The 18209-nt window shown below is 40.4% G+C and carries 19 protein-coding genes; 12 read left to right on the forward strand and 7 right to left on the reverse strand.

What is annotated here, in order from left to right; translation table 11 throughout:
* Positions 1-51: 51 nt before the first annotated feature.
* Positions 52-279 (forward strand): hypothetical protein, encoded by a 228-nt coding sequence (locus V7L31_RS00385; RefSeq protein WP_334694409.1) that lies wholly within the window; start codon positions 52-54, stop codon positions 277-279.
* A gap of 17 nt (positions 280-296) precedes the next feature.
* On the opposite strand, the gene V7L31_RS00390 is transcribed toward V7L31_RS00385, so the two are convergent.
* The 3 genes from V7L31_RS00390 to nagA all read right to left on the reverse strand — a co-directional run bounded on the left by V7L31_RS00390 (position 297) and on the right by nagA (position 4068).
* On the reverse strand, positions 297-1136 hold the full coding sequence (locus V7L31_RS00390; RefSeq protein WP_334694410.1) for a hypothetical protein: 840 nt from the start codon (positions 1134-1136) through the stop codon (positions 297-299).
* Positions 1137-1801: 665 nt separating this feature from the next.
* Positions 1802-2815, reverse strand: coding sequence for a class I SAM-dependent methyltransferase (locus V7L31_RS00395; protein ID WP_334694411.1), 1014 nt, complete (start codon positions 2813-2815; stop codon positions 1802-1804).
* Between the two features lie 89 nt (positions 2816-2904).
* A complete protein-coding gene (nagA, locus tag V7L31_RS00400) occupies positions 2905-4068 on the reverse strand; it encodes an N-acetylglucosamine-6-phosphate deacetylase (protein ID WP_334694437.1) in 1164 nt (387 codons plus the stop codon).
* Between the two features lie 92 nt (positions 4069-4160).
* Here nagA and purE point away from each other — a divergent pair, with 92 nt between their 5' ends.
* The 4 genes from purE to V7L31_RS00420 all read left to right on the forward strand — a co-directional run bounded on the left by purE (position 4161) and on the right by V7L31_RS00420 (position 7566).
* Positions 4161-4679: a 5-(carboxyamino)imidazole ribonucleotide mutase gene (gene purE / locus V7L31_RS00405; protein ID WP_334694412.1), complete on the forward strand. Its 519-nt coding sequence runs from the start codon at positions 4161-4163 to the stop codon at positions 4677-4679.
* Between the two features lie 171 nt (positions 4680-4850).
* The gene (locus tag V7L31_RS00410; RefSeq protein WP_334694413.1) at positions 4851-5150 is read left to right on the forward strand and encodes a putative quinol monooxygenase; all 300 of its coding nucleotides are present in this window, start codon (positions 4851-4853) and stop codon (positions 5148-5150) included.
* A gap of 161 nt (positions 5151-5311) precedes the next feature.
* Positions 5312-6091 carry a class II glutamine amidotransferase gene (locus tag V7L31_RS00415; RefSeq protein WP_334694414.1) on the forward strand — a complete coding sequence of 260 codons (780 nt, stop codon included), beginning with the start codon at positions 5312-5314 and terminating at the stop codon, positions 6089-6091.
* A 701-nt stretch (positions 6092-6792) separates the two neighbouring features.
* Positions 6793-7566, forward strand: coding sequence for a sulfite exporter TauE/SafE family protein (locus V7L31_RS00420; protein WP_334694415.1), 774 nt, complete (start codon positions 6793-6795; stop codon positions 7564-7566).
* Between the two features lie 305 nt (positions 7567-7871).
* On the opposite strand, the gene V7L31_RS00425 is transcribed toward V7L31_RS00420, so the two are convergent.
* On the reverse strand, positions 7872-9011 hold the full coding sequence (locus V7L31_RS00425) for a sulfate ABC transporter substrate-binding protein (RefSeq protein ID WP_334694438.1): 1140 nt from the start codon (positions 9009-9011) through the stop codon (positions 7872-7874).
* Between the two features lie 927 nt (positions 9012-9938).
* Between V7L31_RS00425 and V7L31_RS00430 the strand changes: the two genes are divergently transcribed.
* The 4 genes from V7L31_RS00430 to V7L31_RS00445 all read left to right on the forward strand — a co-directional run bounded on the left by V7L31_RS00430 (position 9939) and on the right by V7L31_RS00445 (position 13521).
* On the forward strand, positions 9939-11096 hold the full coding sequence (locus tag V7L31_RS00430; protein ID WP_334694416.1) for a sulfate ABC transporter substrate-binding protein: 1158 nt from the start codon (positions 9939-9941) through the stop codon (positions 11094-11096).
* 292 nt (positions 11097-11388) lie between these two features.
* Positions 11389-12249, forward strand: a complete 861-nt coding sequence (gene cysT / locus V7L31_RS00435) for a sulfate ABC transporter permease subunit CysT (RefSeq protein WP_334694417.1) — start codon at positions 11389-11391, stop codon at positions 12247-12249.
* A complete protein-coding gene (gene cysW, locus V7L31_RS00440) occupies positions 12236-13105 on the forward strand; it encodes a sulfate ABC transporter permease subunit CysW (RefSeq protein WP_334694418.1) in 870 nt (289 codons plus the stop codon). Before cysT ends, cysW begins: the two co-directional genes overlap by 14 nt.
* A 149-nt stretch (positions 13106-13254) precedes the next feature.
* Positions 13255-13521, forward strand: a complete 267-nt coding sequence (locus V7L31_RS00445; protein ID WP_334694419.1) for an NIL domain-containing protein — start codon at positions 13255-13257, stop codon at positions 13519-13521.
* A gap of 571 nt (positions 13522-14092) precedes the next feature.
* Here V7L31_RS00445 and V7L31_RS00450 read toward each other — a convergent pair.
* Positions 14093-14272, reverse strand: a complete 180-nt coding sequence (locus tag V7L31_RS00450; protein WP_334694420.1) for a hypothetical protein — start codon at positions 14270-14272, stop codon at positions 14093-14095.
* Between the two features lie 615 nt (positions 14273-14887).
* Between V7L31_RS00450 and V7L31_RS00455 the strand changes: the two genes are divergently transcribed.
* A complete protein-coding gene (locus V7L31_RS00455; protein WP_334694421.1) occupies positions 14888-15532 on the forward strand; it encodes an NIL domain-containing protein in 645 nt (214 codons plus the stop codon).
* A gap of 102 nt (positions 15533-15634) precedes the next feature.
* Entirely contained in the window at positions 15635-15973 is a 339-nt protein-coding gene (locus tag V7L31_RS00460) for an NIL domain-containing protein (RefSeq protein ID WP_334694422.1), read from the forward strand.
* A gap of 6 nt (positions 15974-15979) precedes the next feature.
* Here V7L31_RS00460 and V7L31_RS00465 read toward each other — a convergent pair whose 3' ends face one another.
* Both V7L31_RS00465 and cysE read right to left on the reverse strand, forming a co-directional pair.
* On the reverse strand, positions 15980-16570 hold the full coding sequence (locus V7L31_RS00465; protein WP_334694423.1) for a Crp/Fnr family transcriptional regulator: 591 nt from the start codon (positions 16568-16570) through the stop codon (positions 15980-15982).
* Between the two features lie 198 nt (positions 16571-16768).
* The gene (gene cysE, locus V7L31_RS00470) at positions 16769-17497 is read right to left on the reverse strand and encodes a serine O-acetyltransferase (RefSeq protein WP_334694439.1); all 729 of its coding nucleotides are present in this window, start codon (positions 17495-17497) and stop codon (positions 16769-16771) included.
* Positions 17498-17738: 241 nt separating this feature from the next.
* Between cysE and V7L31_RS00475 the strand changes: the two genes are divergently transcribed.
* Positions 17739-18194: an RrF2 family transcriptional regulator gene (locus V7L31_RS00475; protein WP_256875020.1), complete on the forward strand. Its 456-nt coding sequence runs from the start codon at positions 17739-17741 to the stop codon at positions 18192-18194.
* The last annotated feature ends 15 nt before the right edge of the window (positions 18195-18209 follow it).

An 18209-nucleotide genomic window follows, 5' to 3' on the forward strand; every position in this document is an offset into this window, starting at 1 on the left:
CATAAAACCTAAATATAAACCAGTAAGATTATTTATTGTTATTAATTAGTGATGAAAAAGGTGAAAGGTTTTCCAATAGAAGGTTTAACAGCCGAAGAACGTCAGTCTCTATTAATGAGAGAATCCAAAGATTATATGCGCGGGAAGAAAAGTCTAAGTCAATTTCAAGAAGCTGAACGTAAGTATGGCACAGATTACGGTTCAGTTACCCTGGAATTAGCTAGCAAAGATAGGATTATACCAAATATCTGGCGTTTTTTGGCATCCCCTTGGCGCTAAACTCTGAAACTTAAGTTCTAATTAGTAATTGAATGTTGTACTTGGTAATTACGCGCTACTAGCATAACTCCTGCTAGACGATTAGCAATCACAAATAGTAATTCTTGGGTGGCTTTAGAATCAAAAGTTGTCAAATCCCTGCTGTAAAGACACAAAACTCCTAAGCTATCCGTACCACCGATGATTGGTATAGTAATCAATGTTACGTAATCTAAGATTCTCCCACTTCTATCTTTGCTAAAAATGTATTCCGGATCATCGGGATGCCATACATTACCTATACGTGATAAGTGTACAACCCGTCGTTTTTTGTCAATGAAAGTACAACCTGCACACCCTCTTGGATTAGAGTCTTTACCAATATAGAAACGTACTTTATTTCCATACTCATTGGGTGATTGTGATTGACACCAAGTAGTTAAAAAATCTGGATCAATAGGGTCTGGTGCATAAATAGCAATACCACACCCATCTAAAAGTGGCATGATGTTAAGTGTTTTTTCAATAAATTGCTCTAATAACCGCTTGAGTGATTCATGAATGTTTGGATTTACATCTAACTTAGGCAAAAGTAATAGTAACGATTCATCCAGTTCGTTAAGCTTGATTGCGATTTGATGCGCTTTATGATAATGCATGACAGTCAATGAAAGCGGCAATAGAGTAATTAATAAAACTAAAACCAAAACCCATAGTCTAATAGGTAGTGGCTGGTTAATTAAAGGCAATAGCTTTTCTGAAAAAAATTTATCTGCTTGGTTCCCAATAATACCACTAAAAGCCGCAAGCGATAAAGACACTAAAAAGCTAATAAGTATTTTTACCCAGTTGGGAATTTTTGGTAAATTAAACGCCATAGCTGATTATTGGCATCTAAATAGGTGGTCAAGTATACCTTTAATTACAGTATAAAGGCTATATAAACAACAATAAGCGTAATTTACAGAATCTCACTGGGATATATCTAAATAATTCGCCTAGATCGGTGTTCACGTCTTGTAAAAGTCGTATTTTCCCGTAGTTCCGATTTTTCCATGTGCAATTCTTGTTCATTGCACAACAAACAGAGCAACTTATAGAATAAAAAATAGATCCGCGCTGCCCGTAACCATTACCATAGAACTCATGCTGTCCTGTGCAGGAGAGGCAGGTATTAATGAACATGACTAAATCTTCCCTTGCCACTTGCTGATGTTGGTTAGCCTTACTTAGTATACTGAGGCACTCAATTCTATGATGCAAGGCTTTGATTTTCTCAGCTTTTCAAAAACTAAATAGGAATCCGGCGTTGCTTCCTTTAAACATAACTCTTGTGGGGTGGGCATCTTGCCCGCCCAGGTTATGCAATTTAAATATGGAACAGCTTATTTTATTTCTGGAGATGTCTAATGGAAATTATGGACGTTCAGATTAGAGAGCTAAATTAAACCAGTCAATTCTTGCCTAAATCTTTTCAAAGTTGATCTTGACGATCAACTTTACCTTGTAACCATAATTCAATAAAATCTCTCAACTCTGATGTTTATTTATCCCTATCTGGCTTAATACAATAGATGAAAAAAGAAAAACCTTGGTTTGTATTTTCCGAAAAACCAACACTGTTAATAAATTCTAGTTTGCTAAATTTTTTGGTTTTTAAACTATAGGGCATGGGAGAGATAGCTAAGGTTTTTTTGATAATAAACCCAGCTTTTTGAATTTTTGCAATCAATTCATCAGGTGTATATTCAATCTTATGTTCAGGATGTACAAATCCTCCACGTACCAAAAGCTTTGTAAGCTGGCGATTTGGGGTATCTAGACAAAATGATCCACCTGGCTTGATGACTCTAAAGACTTCTTCAATTACTTTCTCGGCTTCTTCTTCTGTTACATGCTCAATGCTTTGTCCTGACCAAACAAGGTCAACGGTATGTTCTGTAAAATAAGATAAATCTGCCATTGAGCGATAGATATAATTAATTTTTGTAAGATTATCTGGAGTTATGAATTGCTGGGGATGTTCCTCAGAATGCAGATCGTAAATTCTTTCCTCCTGTGGTAGATCAACAATATCCAACTGTTGAGGTTTGTAGGGATAACCCATGACCATGAGAGCACCTTCTGGGGAACCAAGGCAAGAACCTCCTAAATCGAGAATATATTCAGCAGGTGGCAATATTTCTTGTACCAGTTTGAGCCTTGCAAGGTGATGTGATTCTATGCCTGTTCGAGCAAAGAGTTTTTGTTCAATCCCAATTGGTAACATTAAATAAGAAAGAATAACCTGAATTCTTGAAAAATTACCTTGGTCAAGATTATCTGTGTAGAATGAAAGCTCTTCCTCTGAGATTAGAACAGATAAAAAGTATCTATATACTAAATTGATAAATTCTGTATTATTTGGTGAGCGCCAATTAGATAAGTAGAACAACCCTAGAAAAACAGAAAACCGAAGTATACGCATTATATCTTCAGGATAGTATCTGGCATACCTGAAAATCTTAGAAAATAAAACACTATATTTAACTATCATTTTATTTAGATATTTAGTCATAGTAGGCACTCGTATATGAATTCTAAATTATATGTGAAAAATTTCAATTAACAATAGAATAGGCTGTACCCATACCTCTGACGCAAAATTTAGCCCAATAATCGCTGCCAAGTTAGTTCTTTTGTCGCTTCATCCCCATACCAGCGTAATAAATTTGCAGCTTGACTTTTGCCAATTTCTGGTAAACCAATCGCTTGTCTAGGTGCATCTGTAGCTAGTAAAATAGCAGTCTCCACATTACAAATCCCCCACTTCACCAAATTCTTTACTCCCACTAATAAAGGTAAAGTCGTCCCCGATAACGTGCCATCGGTGAGTCGTGCCGTACCGTTTTTAACTTCAATTTGTCGATTGTCCCAAGGATACACGCCATCGGGTAGCCCTAGAGGTGAAAGGGCATCGCTGACGAGGAACAACCCTTTTTCGTAATCACTGGCACGGAGTAATATTTGCAGCATCGTGGGCGAAACGTGTTCACCATCAGCAATAAAACCACACATGACATGAGGATGGGTAATTGCTGCCCCTAATAATCCTGGTTCGCGGTGATGTAATGGTGGCATGGCATTGAAGGCATGAGTTACCATCGTTACACCGAGTTCAAAGGCAAGTTGCCCTTGTGCTGATGTTGCCTGAGAATGCCCTAAACTAACCGTAATCCCCAAAGAACGCAAATATGGAATTACTTCGCTAGTGGGATCTAACTCTGGCGCTAAAGTGATGACTTTCACGATATGGGCATAATCCCCTAAAACCCGCTTTACCTCCTCAATTGTGAGGGGTAATAAGTACTCTGCCGGGTGTGCGCCGCGCTTTTGGTAATTCAAAAATGGGCCTTCTAAATGCACTCCCAGAATCTTGGCACCTGCCTGTTGACTGGGGATAATATCAGCAATAACAGCAAGCGATCGCTGAATATTTTCTACTGAAGTTGTCACAAGTGTCGGCAAAAATCCATCTACCCCGACATCCCACAAAAATTGCCTTATTTTCTGGAGTACATGAGCATTTTCAGCCGTCAAATCAGGAAATGCCAATCCCAAAGCACCGTTAATTTGCAAATCAACGCCACCCAATGAAATCCAGTCGCCAGCTACATCTATTACGGATGCACGGCTATCCGCTTTTACTCCACCCATCGGCAAGATTTGCTCAATTATGCCCTCTTGATTAATCAAGAGCATCTGCAAATCTTTGTAACCAGGCACTCTAGCATTGATAATATCTACAGGATTTTGTGTTGCTTGGATCATCACACTGGCGCGAAGAGAGCTAAATCTCATCCGATTTTAGATGAAACAACCAACGATTAATCCAAAACCCAAAATCCAAAATCCAAAATTCTATGACTCCCTTAGTTGGTATTATCATGGGCAGCGATTCTGATTTGCCCACTATGAAAGATGCGATCGCAGTTTGTGAAGAATTTGGCGTTGAGAGTGAAGTGGCGATCGTTTCGGCTCACCGCACCCCAGAACGGATGGTGCAATATGCTCAACTTGCACACCAACGCGGTATTAAGGTAATTATTGCTGGTGCTGGTGGTGCTGCCCATCTACCTGGAATGGTAGCGTCTTTAACTCCACTTCCTGTCATTGGTGTTCCTGTAGCCACTCGGAACTTACAAGGTGTAGATTCTTTGTATTCTATTTTACAGATGCCTGGTGGTATTCCCGTGGCAACAGTCGCGATCGGTAATGCCAAAAATGCCGGTCTTTTAGCAGTCAAAATCCTCGCAACTCATCAACCAGAATTGTTAGAAAAAGTGCAACAATATCGTCAAACCCTATGTGAATCAGTAATTGCAAAGCAAGCAAAACTAGAACAACTAGGCTATGAACAATATTTACAGCAAATGTTTTAATAGATATTAATACCAGAGCAGTAGGGAGGCAGAGGGGCAGAAGAGCAGGGGAGCAGGGGAGCAGGGGAGCAGAGGAGCAGGGGAGCAGGGGAGCAGGGGAGCAGTGAAAGAATTCCTAACCTTGACTTGATGACAAATAACAAATAACAAATGACAAATGACAAATGACAAATGACAAACCAAACTATTCACATTGTTGCCCGTATTACTGCTTTGCCTAACAAAGTAGAAGAACTAAAAGCTGTACTGTTGGAACTCATTGAGCCAACCCGACAGGAAGCAGGTGCGATTAAGTATGAACTTTTGCAAAACCAATACGACCAAACAGATTTTACTTTTGTAGAGGAATGGACTTCATCAGAAGCCCTAAATACTCATCTAGATTCACCTCATTTCCAAGCGGCAGCAGCTAAACTCGAAGGCTTAGTGACTGCTGCACCAGATATTCGCCGCTACCATTTTGTAGGGTAGTGTCATGCTGCTAACTTGAAGCAGACTCTTAATTGTTGGGGAGTATGTGGCATATCTCAGCCTTAAATTCTAAGATTGAAGCGATCGCTCCAGAATCAAGGCAGCATTGTGAAGTATCTTGATCCTGAGGCCTTAGTCAAAAATTGAGAGCTGCAACATCCATGTGCCAACTGCTCGGAATGAATTGCAATGTTCCAACGGATATTTGCTTTTCTTTTGAAGGGTTTTCTGCACGGGGAGGAAAAACGGATGACCATCGCGATGGTTGGGGCATTGCTTTCTTTGAAGGAAAGGGATGTCGCATGTTTTTAGATGCCCAACCTTCTATTGCTTCTCCGGTAGCGGAGTTTGTAAGGAGTTATCCGATCCACTCAACCCATGTCATAGCCCATATCCGCAAAGCTACCCAGGGTGAAATTGCCCTACACAACTGCCATCCTTTCCGCAGGGAATTGTGGGGTCAGTATTGGGTGTTTGCCCACAATGGTAATTTACCAAATTTTGATCCAGAAAATTTGGGCTTTTATCAAGCCGTAGGTAACACCGATAGTGAAAAAGCATTCTGTATGATGCTAGAAACATTGCGATCGCGCTTTCCTGAGGGTAAGCCTGACATAAAGAAACTATACTCTGTACTGCAAGAAATTACTGATAAAATTGCAAAAATGGGTATGTTTAACTACTTATTATCGGATGGAGAACACTTTTTTGCTTATTGCTCAACTAATCTCAGCTACATTGTTCGGCAAGCGCCCTTTGCCGCTGCCCATTTAATTGACCAAGACATGACCGTAGATTTTCGAGAGGTGACTACTGAACGCGATCGCGTTGCTGTTATTGCCACCACACCCCTTACTGACAACGAAGTTTGGACAAAAATTCAACCGGGAGAATTACTAGTTTTTCAGGACGGTTTGCCCATGAAATATGCATTCACTTAATAATAAGTAGTTGTTCAATTTTGCCCATTTAGATTATTTCTAGATGGGTTTTATTTTTCATAATGTTCATATTACAATACAGTTCAGATAAGACCAAAGTACTTGTAGAGACAACGATTTATCGCGTCTCAAAAACCCATTATCGCGTCTCGAAAACCCAAAATTTTTGCCAGTGCCCCCTAACTGAACCGTATTGGTTTATATTAAGTAATTTTGTTCATAAATTAAATAGCAATCCTATTTAATTTGCTTTTTAATAAGAGGCTCAGATCCCCGACTTATTCAAGAAGCCGGGGATCTTTTTGTTATAGATGTACATTACTTTTGTAATATCATGTCCGCATAATTAGTTATGATTTCCACAGTCATTCCACCCCACCCCCAGCCCCTCCCCGCAAGCGGGGAGGGGAGACAAAGCGCAGCTTTCGCGGGGTGGGGTTCTTAGGGTTTAGTAAGTAATCAAGCGGACATGATATAACTTACCAATTTATATAATTTTTGCCCAACTTAGTTGTTATAAGCTTATATAAAATACCAAGCTTATTGGTATAAAATTTATATCTTTACACTGAAATGTATCTATATTAATATAGTCAAGAAAATGCTCTAACTCATGTTAAACAAGAGTTTCAGATATTTCTGTTTACTGCAAACATCATTGCAGAAAATGTATTCCTAACAACATAAAATAAAATTCTCTGATGAATGCTAGCCAATTACTGCTCCTCATTGCAATTTTCTTTCTCACAAGTGTCATAAGTGTCATTACAGGAAGCACTTCTTTAATTACCGTCCCTGTCATGTTGCAATTGAGTATTGAACCGCGTATTGCTCTTGCCACTAATATGCTGGCATTAACCTTTATGAGTGTTGGTGGCACATTGCCTTTTATTGGTAAAAAAGCAATTGACCGCAGTCGCTTGCCAATCATGATTGCCCTAACGCTTTTAGGCTCAATTATCGGTGCATTACTTGTTTTAGTTGTACCTTCAAAATCGATGCCTCTAATTATCTCGATTTTGATGATTGTGGTTGCCGTGTTTTCAATCACCAATCGCAAAGCTGGAATCGTTTTAAGAATGGGGAAACCATCACCAATAGCAGAAATTGGTGGATATGTGGCAACTTTTGTGCTTGGTATTTACGGTGGTTTCTTTAGTGGTGGCTATGTCACTATGCTCACAGCAGCTTATGTCAGCCTATTTCGGATGACATTTGTACAGGCGATCGCAAACACAAAATTTATCAATATTTTTTCTTCGCTGATTGCCACCATTATTTTCTTTACACAAGGAATAGTTGATTACAAACTAGGTATTATTCTGAGTATTACTATGTTTATTGGTGGAATTGTTGGATCGCGGGTTGCCCTCAGACTTAGCAACTTCTGGTTACGGCGTATATTTCTTACCACAGTAATTGCTCTTGCACTCAAGACGTTATTTGATTTTGCTGCATATTCACCAAAAATCTAAATAAGTCGGTGAGAAAAATTCACTGTATATGAAGAAATATAAATTAGCTGTAGTGGCATGGCAAGACTAAAATAGTGCATTACCTAACTCTTGTGGGATGGGCGTCTCGCCCGTCCGGGGCGAACAAGATGTCCACCCTACAAGAAAATTTATTGCAACATTGTAGCCTTGCCACGCCACTACATTAAAATTCCTTAACATAGCTAGAAATATTAGCACCGACTTACTTAGATACTTAACAGGCTGTTCATAAAATTGCACTTATGAACAGCTGTTGAATAAAAATTTAGATCGGAAAGACTATATTAGCGTTGCCCATTTTGTATTTTGTCGAAGATTGCGCCGTCCTCGAAAAACTTCTTCTGAATCGTATCCCATCCTCCCAAACTCTGAACATTATAAAGCTTAGAAATCTTGGGAAATTTATTCTGTACTTCTTTTGTTACAGCAGAATTAACAGGTCGAAAACCAACTTTAGCAAACTCACGTTGAGCTTCTGAACTAAAAAGATACTTGACAAAAGCTTCCGAAACTGCTCTGGTGCGGTGCTTATCAACATTTTTATCCACAACTGCTACTGGCCCATCTATAGAAATGTTCACCTGGGGAACCACATAAGAAGGTGAAGTTTTTCCTTGTTGTGCTGCTAAGATAATCTCGTTTTCGTAGTTAAGCAGAACATCCCCTTGACCTTTCTTGTAAAATACATCGCTGGATTCCCGCGCATCTTTAGGTAACACAGGGACATTCCGAAAGACTTGGGTAACATAGTTAAGCGCTTGGGCTTCACTTCCACCATTTTTGACGATCGCGCCCCATAAAGCCAGGAAGTTCCACCTTGCACCTCCTGAAGTTTTGGGGTTGGCTGTAATCACCTTCACCCCTGGTTTGGCTAAATCGCTCCAGTTCTTGATGTTTTTCGGATTACCTTCACGAGTTTCAAGAGCAACTACTGAGTGGGTAACAATTGAGTTATTCGGAGCTTCCTTTTCCCAACCTGGTTGAATCAGTCCGGCTTTTTCAATTTTTTTGGTATCTAAAGCTAGCGCCAAAGCGACAATATCCGCATCTAATCCATCAATTACTGCACGGGTTTGAGAGCCAGAACCACCATAGCTTTCTCTGATTACTACATCTTGACCTTTTTCGCGTTTCCATTTCGCTACAAATTGCGGAATGATTCTCTCATAAGCAGCTTTGGTGACTGCATAAGACACCAGAGTTATTTCAACTTTTTTACCGCCTTGACTAATCAATTGAGACTTTTGATTAACAGAAATATTCTTAGAATTAGTACCCGCCGCATAAACAGGAATAAAGATGCTGAAACTTAAGCCAGTTGCTAACAACAGTGCTGAAGTTTGAGTTGAGACAGGTTTTTTCTGGGAAAATAGTTGCTTGACTATGCCTAAAATTTGTAACTTTTTGAATTGCAGATGTGTCATGGAAGCTGGATGTTGTGTAGTTGCTTGATTAAACAACGGTAATTCGGTCGAATTACCGTTGTTTGTCTTGAGAAAGAGATTATCAGATTAATTATGAAAATTCAACTATTTTTTATACAAAAAATTTTGATTTTTTTATAGGAAAACTCGTAGTAAATTCAAGTAAAATATATGACGTAAGTCTTCAGTAAAAGCCGAGGTATTTGGTAGAGATATGTTAGCGCAGCAGGATGTTAGCTTAACGAGGCGATCGCGTCTGTCTGCGACACGCTGCGCGAAGGTAGAGAAGGCCAGTCTAATTTTACGTCTCTACAAGAGTTCTGCATAACGCATATTTAATTTCTGGAAACGTCTTAGTAAGAACAAATTGAGGGTTTAAGCAGACTTATAAATATTTTATTTTTTCAGAGTCATGAAAGAGCATTAGAAATTAAAGACTAGGGAACAGAGGATTAGAAGATAAGGGACTTCCAAATAAAAAAATAAATATCCAATTAACTCTTGTGAGGTGGGCGTCTCGCCCGCCCTATAGACTGGGCGGGCGAGACGCCCACCCCACAATATTGGATAATTTATTTCTTGGAGTTCCCTAAGTTTCAGAAACCCAGTCACCATAAGAATTTAGCGGTTCCTGCTGTAGGTCAATGCCCTGGATACTCTGATGCCCAATACCTAATTCCATAGCAAGTTGCTTGATATACCAGAGAGATGATTGCGATGCCTAGCTTGGACTGCGCTTACGCAATTTGATCGTTGAAATTGAAAGCATTTTTAATTGTTCATAAAACTGGTAGGATCTCCATGTTCTTGGTAAAGAATATGGGGTTTTTTGGTGTTTACAACTAGATACATGGAATCATCCAGTATTATAAACAGTATATAACTGTATTCCCATCAGTTATCTGTGGATTTAGTGGAGGAAATGGAATGAGTTTATGGCAACGCTCAGTGAAAAAATTACAAGCGATGGCTGAACATACAACGTATCGGTTCAGACTAAATTCGCTTAAAGGCTTTGTATCACTCTTTTTGGTAGGTACTGCATTGAGTGTAGCCCTTGCTGCCTGCTCTGGTGGAGAAACTGGGAATACTTCTTCTTCCCCTGGAACCCCTAATGCTAGCGCTACTCCTGTAGCTGCCAGCAAAGATAATGTTGAATTAACTCTAGTTTCCTTTGCTGTCACCAAAGCAGCTCACGAAGCAATTATTCCGAAATTTGTAGAACAGTGGAAGAAAGATCATAATCAAACTGTCGTCTTCAAACAAAGCTATGGCGGTTCTGGTTCCCAAACTCGCGCTGTTATCGACGGTTTAGAAGCAGATGTTGTTCACTTGGCTCTAGCTGGAGATACCTCAAAGATTGAGAAAGCTGGATTGATTCAACCAGGATGGGAGAAAGAAGTTCCCAACAATGGTATTGTCTCCAAATCAGTTGCAGCAATAGTCACTCGTTCAGGCAATCCTAAAGGCATCAAGAACTGGGCAGATTTAGCCAAAGATGGTGTCAAATTGATTACTGCTAACCCCAAAACATCAGGCGTTGCTAAGTGGAATTTCTTAGCCCTATGGGATTCGGTGATTAAAACAGGTGGCGATGAGGCGAAAGCTACTGAATTTGTGACGAAAGTTTACAAAAATGTGCCAATCTTGCCTAAAGATGCACGAGAAGCTACTGATACATTCACCAAGCAAGGGCAGGGTGATGTCTTAATTAACTACGAAAACGAAGTTATTTTGGCAAAGCAAAAGGGCGAAAAGGTTGAGTATGTCGTTCCTGATGTGAACATATCCATTGACAATCCGATCGCAGTGGTAGATAAAAACGTCGATAAGCACGGAACCCGCGAAGTTGCTGAAGGTTTTGTGAAATATCTCTATACCCCAGAAGCACAGCAAGAGTTTGTCAAATTGGGATTCCGTCCTGTGGATGAAACTATAGCTCAAACTAAAGAAGTTACAGACAAATTTCCCAAGGTGAAAACTTTGGGTACAGTTGCAGACTTGGGTGGTTGGAGTGAAATCGATAAGAAGTTCTTCGCAGATGGGGGTGTGTTTGATAAGGTTCAAGCCGCAAATAAACGGTAATTAGTCATTAGTCAATCAATTTTGGATTTTAGATTTGCGATAGCGGAGCGTTAGCGAGTCCGCGAGCGTCTTTTGGATTGACTGCGCCCACTCTTGGGACACAGCTTGAGGATTTTAAATTGACGATTTTAGATTTATTCCAGACACTTGGGGTCTTACTCGTACCGAAAATAATCCAAAATCCAAAATCCAAAATCTAAAATTGGCACGGTCAATAGTCGGTGGTCAGTAAAAAAACACCAACTATTGGCAAAAAACTTCTTTGTGAATTTTAAATTTTGAATTTTTGACTATGACGACTGTATCTCCTGCTGTGGAAGTTGAACGCAAAACACCGTTTTTGAAGAGATTGGAGCGGGTTTCTTGGACTTGGGTAGTCACCATTGTATACCTGACAGTTATGTTGCTGATCCCCATAAGTGCTATGTTCCTGAAAGCGGGTACAGAACCTCCATCTAGGTTTTGGGCGATCGCAACCAGTGATATCGCATTAGCAACCTACAACGTAACTTTTTTTACAGCAATATTTGCTGCCTTACTCAATGGCGTATTTGGAACTCTGATTGCTTGGGTTCTAGTCCGCTACGACTTTCCCTTCAAGCGATTGATTGACGCCACAGTAGATTTACCCTTTGCACTCCCAACATCGGTAGCTGGGCTAACCTTGGCAACAGTTTACAGCGATAACGGTTGGATTGGTTCGCTACTAGCACCGCTGGGAATAAAGGTATCTTTTACCCGCACGGGAGTAGCGGTAGCAATGATCTTTATCTCACTACCTTTTATTGTGAGAACTGTGCAACCCGTACTTCAGGAAATGGAACATGAAATTGAAGAAGCCTCCTGGTGTCTAGGTGCTTCTCAATGGCAGACATTCTGGAAAGTAATTTTGCCACCTTTATTTCCCACAATTTTGACTGGTATTGCCTTGGGTTTCTCCCGTGCAGTTGGAGAGTATGGTTCGACTGTAATTATCTCTTCCAATACGCCCTTCCAAGATTTAATCGCACCTGTACTGATTTTCCAACGATTAGAGCAGTATGACTACTCTGGTGCAACAGTAATTGGCATAGTTCTACTATCAATTTCGTTGGTACTACTATTGGCAATTAATTTCTTACAAGCATGGGCAAGGCGATATGACAGTAGATAAGCCAAGTTTTCACTCATCTGTATCAGATACAGCCAAGCCTAAAGAGCAGAATAGCTGGGTACCAATAGTTTTAATTGGAATAGCGATCGCCTATTTAGCCTTAGTTCAATATATCCCGGCGATTAACGTTTTTTTCCAAGCCTTCAGCAAAGGAACTGGGCCGTTTCTATCCAACCTGACGCGACCAGCTTTTCTCCATGCAGCTTGGTTAACCCTATTGCTGGCTGTGATTTCTCTACCCTTAAATACAGTATTTGGTTTATGTGCAGCTTGGGCGATCGCTCGTCATAAATTCCCTGGACGCGCCATAGTTTTGAGCATTATTGACCTACCATTTTCAATTTCGCCCGTAGTTGCAGGATTGATGATTGTGCTACTTTACGGACGCAATGGATGGTTTGGCCCTTGGCTCCAAGCCCATGATATCAAGATTGTCTTTGCCTTTCCAGGTATGGTATTGGCTACAGCCTTCGTGAGTATGCCCTTTGTGGCGCGGGAGGTAATTCCTGTTTTAGAAGAGTTTGGCAAGGATCAAGAAGAAGCTGCTAGAACTCTAGGTGCGAAAGATTGGCAGATATTTTTGCGCGTCACTCTACCTAGTATCCGTTGGGGCTTACTCTATGGTTTAATTTTGACCAATGCTAGAGCAATGGGTGAATTCGGAGCAGTTTCAGTAGTATCTGGCAACATTGCTGATCAAACCCAGAGCCTACCACTATTTGTAGAAGACGCTTACAAACAATACGAAACTGAAGCTGCTTTCTCTGCGGCTGTACTCTTAGCATTGCTAGCAGTCGTAACCCTAGTGCTGAAGGAAATTCTGGAACGGAAAACCCGCATTAAAGACGTTGATTAGAAAAATCCAGAGATTATAGTTATCCTTTGGATAGGATACAAGCAAATCATGGGAAATGGTACGATCTACCTAGTACCTATAAGTAAATTACCATTAGGACTGAGGGTAGTTCTGTACCAATCCCAATCAGGGATTGAAATAATTCAGATATGACTACTGATAATACACTTACAAATAAACGAATTCGACTCAGAATTCCGAAAGATTATCACCAGGAACCTGTCATTTCTCGCCTGGTGTCTGACTATGGACTGACTGTGAATATCACGGCAGCGATTTTGGGAGCCAATGCTGTCGGTGATGGTTGGTTTGACCTTGAACTACAAGGAACAGATGCACAAATTCAGAGCGGGTTAACCTATCTCCGCAACTTGGAATTAGAAGTCTGGGATGATAATAAAGCAAGTGATTGGTAAGGCAGGTTGACGCTCTTAGAGGTTGTTTGAAAAGTCTTCTTGTTGGTAGAAAAATATTTTATATCCCCCTAAATCCCCCGATAAATTCGAGGACTTTGATTCTGGTTCCCTTTTTTAAGTGGGACTAGTACAGCACGGCGTAAATAAAATGAGTAATAAGTAATGAGTAATGAGTAATGAGTAATACCCATTACTTATTACTCATTACTCATTACTTCAAAATCAAGACAGACACAACGGGCAGAGGGGTTTTTACCTACCTTCAGATACAAGGACTGTTTCTCTACGAGACGCTACCGCGAACGCGCCACTTGCGGGCGAGGTTTTAAACCTTCACTTTTTCTATAAACCACCCATTTCAAATCAACGAAACTTTTACGCTGTATTCAATACTGCTCGGATCAGCAGAAGAGGGATTGGGGGTGAGGTAAACAGGGACATAAATTATATAGACATCTTGCAAAAGTTACTTTTGCAAGATGTTGGGGAAAGGTTAAAAGGTAAGGGAAAATTTCATACCTTTACCCCTTTCCTCTACTTCTGCAAGCAGTCTTATGTTATTTAATTATTCCTAACGTTCATAGTGACCGCGAATCCATACCCTCCGATGATGTATTATCTCCCAATGCCCAGGAATCCACCTTTGATGATGATGTCCACCAAGCTGGATAACTAATGCTGATGCCTGTTTTGGCATAGCAACAATGAACAGTGGTAAAGCAACTAATACACCTGCAAGCATCCGTTTCATAACTACTTTTCCTTTGTTCAACTATCTGGATTAAGTCAGTTAAATTCTTTGTGAGTTCGTTTTCAGTAATTTAACTGATTTATAAATTTAGACTGCTGGCTTTTGCAAAAGGTTTAATTTAATTTATGTCAGTTTTGTGTTTTTGATATGTCAAATTTATGTGCTACCGCTTTAAGCTCAAATAATCAGTAGTCGGACAAAAATATTTACAGTCATTGCGATCGCTCGCAATGACATTGTGTAATTAATTTTGCCTAACTACTTATCATTTTGAATTTTAGATTTTAGATTTTAGATTGGAAATCGCTCTCTGTGTCTGGGTTGTGTAAAAGCATCTGTCGCAATCATTTTTCAAATTGGTATTACTTGACGTAAAGTGAGCAAAAATTACGTGAATTTACTCATTGTTTTTTTGTGGTCTTTGTGAGACTCTCCTTTACATAACAATAAAATACAAAAAATCTATCGGTTTATCGTATTTTATCAAAGCTAGAAATATGAAAATCTTGATGAGACTGACATTCAACCAGGTACAGCATCAGCAAGATTTTCTGCCGAACCCAAAAATTGCGTAAGCGTAGCCCACTGTAGGTATCGCGATTGGGAATTAATCTGATGTCTGAAAGTAAATCTCTAGAACCCGCTTCAGTCCACAGTCGAATCCTTGTGCCTCAAAGGTATCATAGGCAACCTGTAATTTCTCGACTGGTGTCTCGTTATGGTTTAACTGTCAATATCAAAGCTGCATCCCTGACATCCGACAGTGACAGCGATGGCTGGTTTGATTTAGAACTTTCAGGAAATCCTCAAAAACTGACAAATAGCCTATCTTACTTGCAAGGATTGGGAGTGAATTTGCTGGAATTAGCGATCGCTAACCAAATTCAATCCAACCAGCACACTCTACCTTTCCCAAATCCAGCTACCAAACTGAATCCCAAAGACTCTGCATGGCTGACAAATAAATGGCAAGAACAATTCCAGCAATGGATTTCTCTGGGTCAAACCAATCGATTGCGTTTGCAACTGTGCGTCTTAAAATCTTATTACGAAGAACCGGTGATTTCTGAGTTAGTTTCTCGTTATGGATTAACAGTCAATATTACCAGTGCCATACTTCAACCCGATACCCAAGATGACGGCTGGTTTGACTTGGATTTGTGGGGGAGAACAAAGCAACTTTACTCTAGCCTGAGTTATTTAGAAAAACTGGGACTACCGATCTGGCTGGATTTGTCTAGCGTTTATAGCGATCGCTAAGTTAATAATTCGTAATTCAAGGACAATTTGGCTGAATTTGTCTTGGTAGCGATGTCTACGACGGGCTACGCCTACGCTAATTAAAAAAATTATCATTATCCAATGGCAGCACGAAATAACCAAAAAACCAATTCTCACACCAGATTATCAATGGTTTCTTCAGTGTATGAAAAAAGCCAAGTCACTCAGATTCGTCTGCGAATACATATTCCCAAAAGCTATCTACAAGCGCCCGTAATTTCGCAGTTAATTTCTGCTTACGGGTTAGTAGTTAATATTACCAAGGCGATGCTACAACCCAATACAGATGGCGAAGGATGCTTTGACATTGAACTGCGGGGAACAGTGCCACAAATTTCTAGCGGTTTAGCCTACCTGGAATCTCTAAACCTTAGAATTGTCGGCAAGCCCAATGCTGACGGCGATAGCTGGTGTTACTGAAATAATCTAAATTTCGTAGTACCAAATTTCTTCTTCTTTTAGGACAATTCGATGCAGGGAGAGACGATCAATCAAGCCCTCTTGCTCAAACTGTCCAAGAACACGAGTAATGGTAACACGAGTCGAACCAAGCATTTCCGCCAGGTCTTCATGAGTCAGACGCATATCTATTAAACGTCCCTTCTCAACTTCCGAACCAAACTTTTTAGATAGCCATGCTAACAGCTTGATGAGCATAGTATCCACTTTTTTATGGCTACGAATGATCATCAATTCTTGAGCCTGTTGGATATGGGCAAGTAGAGTTTCTGTTAGTTCAGTCCACTCTTCTAAAGGTAAGACTGTCGCCTCTACTTTAGTTAAGCATTCCATCTGATAAGGTTCTAATTTTGACAAAGTTCTACCAACAACATCCCCAGGGCCCCACAATCCCAGAGCGACAGTTGTACCATCTTCCAAATAGGTAAAAGTCCTAACAAAACCCGTTTCAATCTTCCAAAGGCCGTTTTGATGCTCTGGTAAAAATGACCTACGGGCAAAAATTTGCTTAGTATTATTACTGCTTAGACTAGATAAGCTTGTGTACAAAGACACCATATTGTAAACACTCTTCCCCGATAAACTAACCGTAGTATTACATTTATATCAGGTTATAAGAACCTATGGGTATTTTAAAGAAGGGAGACAAGGAGACAAGGGGGACAAGGGGGAATTATTGAACAAGTCTCTCCCTTGTCTCCCCCCTCTTCCTTGTCTCCCTTGTCTCTTTCTCTTCTCCATGCCCCATTCCTTAAATTAAATTCCTGCACCATCCAGAAAATCTTCAATCATCCCATCAGAATTTTTGCTCTTAGACTTGTTGGTTGCTTCGTTACCAAGTTCAGTTGGGGATAAACTTGATTGATCTGACAACTGCTCGAACTGTTTCTCTAGAGACTTGACACGTTCAAATAAAGCACGGATAACTTCAGCTTCTACGTCTCGGACTTTATCATGATCCAGAACATTGGTATTTAAGTTGTTCTGACGAGTCACGCGCCCTGGAATGCCAACTACAGTAGTATTACTGGGAACATCCCGTAGCACTACTGAGCCGGCTCCAATACGGACGCGATCGCCAATTTGAATATTTCCCAATACCTTTGCACCCGCTCCTACAACCACATGAGAGCCTAAAGTGGGATGGCGTTTGCCGCTTTCTTTCCCAGTACCGCCAAGGGTGACACCTTGATAAATCAGAGCATAGTCACCCACGATCGCAGTCTCACCAATCACTACTCCCATCCCGTGGTCAATAAACACTCCCTGGCCAATTAATGCCCCAGGATGAATTTCAATTCCGGTTAAAAACCTACTAATATGAGAGATGAATCTTGGTATAAAGGGAATGCCAATTTTATATAGCCAGTGTGCCAATCGATGGCATATTAAGGCTTGGAGTCCAGGGTAACAGAACAATACTTCTAGCCAGTTACGGGCTGCTGGGTCACGCTCAAAAATGGTTCGCAAATCAGTTAGTAGCATACTCTGTTGAGATTTTTGTTGGTAGGTGAGGTTCTGCAAACAGAAACTCAGGATGATTCCCACAAAAAGATTCAAGTAATTTATGGGAATTTTTTCAGATCATAATCTACGGTAAGTCGATAGAGTATAGTGTTTTTGTGGGTAATAAGTGGGATGCTATCACATTCCACAGTTGAAAAAAATTAATTTCGCATAAACTGCGATAAGTCCCTCAAATCACCGTAGTATATTGAGTACAGTCTTGAATAGCCAAAACTACGCTCTCTTGGATCTGTCTTCCAAAGTGGAATACGCACTGCTGGCACTCTTAGAACTGGCAAGCCACCACGGAAAAAAACTTCCTTTAACCATGAGCGAGATCACTGCCAAACAACCTATACCTGAGCGCTATCTGGAACAAATTTTGACCAACCTCCGGCGTGCTGGTGTAGTGCAGAGTCAACGCGGCTCTAAAGGAGGTTTCGTTTTAGTTCGTGAACCTTGGCAGATTACAATACTTGAAATTGTCACTTTGGTAGAAGGTGAGCGGAAAGAGAAAGATACTTCTGACTCTCCGACTCTGGAAAAGACTCTGGTTTATGAAGTTTGGGAGCAAGCTAATGCTGCCTCAATAGAAGTTTTGGGTCGTTATACACTCCAAAACTTGTGCGACGAAAGAGAAACTCGCGCCCAACAGAGTCCAATGTATTATATTTAGACACGACGGAGTACC

The sequence above is a fragment of the Nostoc sp. genome, from assembly GCF_036916655.1.
Lineage (GTDB): Bacteria > Cyanobacteriota > Cyanobacteriia > Cyanobacteriales > Nostocaceae > Nostoc.

Coding starts and splice junctions, on each gene's coding strand:
- V7L31_RS00385 (WP_334694409.1), top strand. CDS start 52: ATGAAAAAGGTGAAAGGTTTTCCAATAGAAGGTTTAACAGCCGAAGAA.
- V7L31_RS00390 (WP_334694410.1), bottom strand. CDS start 1,136: ATGGCGTTTAATTTACCAAAAATTCCCAACTGGGTAAAAATACTTATT.
- V7L31_RS00395 (WP_334694411.1), bottom strand. CDS start 2,815: ATGACTAAATATCTAAATAAAATGATAGTTAAATATAGTGTTTTATTT.
- nagA (WP_334694437.1), bottom strand. CDS start 4,068: ATGATCCAAGCAACACAAAATCCTGTAGATATTATCAATGCTAGAGTG.
- purE (WP_334694412.1), top strand. CDS start 4,161: ATGACTCCCTTAGTTGGTATTATCATGGGCAGCGATTCTGATTTGCCC.
- V7L31_RS00410 (WP_334694413.1), top strand. CDS start 4,851: ATGACAAACCAAACTATTCACATTGTTGCCCGTATTACTGCTTTGCCT.
- V7L31_RS00415 (WP_334694414.1), top strand. CDS start 5,312: ATGTGCCAACTGCTCGGAATGAATTGCAATGTTCCAACGGATATTTGC.
- V7L31_RS00420 (WP_334694415.1), top strand. CDS start 6,793: ATGAATGCTAGCCAATTACTGCTCCTCATTGCAATTTTCTTTCTCACA.
- V7L31_RS00425 (WP_334694438.1), bottom strand. CDS start 9,011: ATGACACATCTGCAATTCAAAAAGTTACAAATTTTAGGCATAGTCAAG.
- V7L31_RS00430 (WP_334694416.1), top strand. CDS start 9,939: ATGAGTTTATGGCAACGCTCAGTGAAAAAATTACAAGCGATGGCTGAA.
- cysT (WP_334694417.1), top strand. CDS start 11,389: ATGACGACTGTATCTCCTGCTGTGGAAGTTGAACGCAAAACACCGTTT.
- cysW (WP_334694418.1), top strand. CDS start 12,236: ATGACAGTAGATAAGCCAAGTTTTCACTCATCTGTATCAGATACAGCC.
- V7L31_RS00445 (WP_334694419.1), top strand. CDS start 13,255: ATGACTACTGATAATACACTTACAAATAAACGAATTCGACTCAGAATT.
- V7L31_RS00450 (WP_334694420.1), bottom strand. CDS start 14,272: ATGAAACGGATGCTTGCAGGTGTATTAGTTGCTTTACCACTGTTCATT.
- V7L31_RS00455 (WP_334694421.1), top strand. CDS start 14,888: ATGTCTGAAAGTAAATCTCTAGAACCCGCTTCAGTCCACAGTCGAATC.
- V7L31_RS00460 (WP_334694422.1), top strand. CDS start 15,635: ATGGCAGCACGAAATAACCAAAAAACCAATTCTCACACCAGATTATCA.
- V7L31_RS00465 (WP_334694423.1), bottom strand. CDS start 16,570: ATGGTGTCTTTGTACACAAGCTTATCTAGTCTAAGCAGTAATAATACT.
- cysE (WP_334694439.1), bottom strand. CDS start 17,497: ATGCTACTAACTGATTTGCGAACCATTTTTGAGCGTGACCCAGCAGCC.